The sequence below is a fragment of the Nocardioides sp. CPCC 206348 genome, from assembly GCF_048654705.1.
GTDB lineage: Bacteria > Actinomycetota > Actinomycetes > Propionibacteriales > Nocardioidaceae > Nocardioides.
Map to the genome: position 1 here is coordinate 5,580 of NZ_JBMCZA010000207.1, position 1,063 is coordinate 6,642.

The following is a 1,063-nucleotide window of genomic DNA, read 5'->3' on the forward strand; positions in this document are numbered from 1 at the left end:
GTCCGGGGTTGCGCACGACAGGTAGAGCCGCCAGCCGATGCCCGGAACCGGCACCAGGACCGGGCGTTCGAACGACTCGCTGCCGAAGGCCTCGCGGTGGACCTCGGCCACCGTCGTGAACCTCTCACCGTCCGCAGACCGTGCGATGACCACACTGACGCCGCGTCCGTCCGTCAGCGGCCGGCGCACCCGATAGGTCAGCCAGAAGGTCCCGTCGACCAGGACGGCGCTGGCCGCTCCCGCCCAGTTGCCGGCACCCGCAGCCGGCGCTGGTACGACGACCAGCGGGTCGTCGTACGTCGGAACGGCCAGAGCATCCAGGGACATGGACCGATCATACTCGACCAATTGACTCGACTTTGGATGTCGACAAAGGGGGTGCCTCCTCCAGCTCCGATTGCGGGTGGCAGAGTGGCAACATGCCGGAGTCTTCAGCGACCTACCCCGACAGCCTGGGCACGAACTCGACCGCAGTGGTGTGGGAGGACGAGATCTGGGTCCTCGCCCGCCATGACGCCGGGACCGCCCTGGGCCTGACCCTGCACGCCCGCGAGGCCGAGGCGCTCGGCCAGCTCGATGACGAGCACGCCTCCCAGCTCGGCCGGATCGCCAACCGCCTGGTCCGCATCCTCGAGCACGTCGACGGTGCCGCCACGGTGCAGCTCGGCCGGGTGGCGGGACCGCACGTCAACGCCACCTTCGAGGTCGCTGGTGTGAGCGAGGACCGCCTGCACGACATCGCGGTGAAGCTGTCCAACTGGGGCGGCCACGCACGCGCCTGAGGCGCCTGCTCGACCAACTCACTGCCTGACCGACCAAGGAGAATTCCCATGTCTGTCGTGAAGATCAACGCCATCCACGTTCCCGAGGGCGCCGGCGCCGAGCTCGAGCAACGCTTCACTGCCCGCGCCGGCGCAGTCGAGAACTCCCCCGGCTTCCTCGGCTTCCAGCTGCTGCGTCCGACCGCTGGAGACCAGCGCTACTTCGTCGTGACCCAGTGGGCCGACGAGGAGTCGTTCGCCGCCTGGCGCGACGGCCAGGGCAAGGCGGCCCACGCCGACAA

Annotated in this window: 2 protein-coding genes and 1 pseudogene; 2 read left to right on the forward strand and 1 reads right to left on the reverse strand. The window is 69.2% G+C overall.

All coding sequences use genetic code 11. From position 1 onward, the window contains the following. Nucleotides 1-327: pseudogene (locus ACOADB_RS20455) on the reverse strand (hypothetical protein); the annotation flags it as partial. Nucleotides 328-419: 92 nt separating this feature from the next. Between ACOADB_RS20455 and ACOADB_RS20460 the strand changes: the two are divergent. Beyond that, nucleotides 420-782, forward strand: coding sequence for a hypothetical protein (locus tag ACOADB_RS20460; RefSeq protein ID WP_378602759.1), 363 nt, complete (start codon nucleotides 420-422; stop codon nucleotides 780-782). 48 nt (nucleotides 783-830) lie between these two features. After that, nucleotides 831-1,063, forward strand: a 233-nt coding sequence (locus ACOADB_RS20465) for an antibiotic biosynthesis monooxygenase family protein (protein WP_378602762.1), incomplete at its 3' end; no start/stop codon positions are given.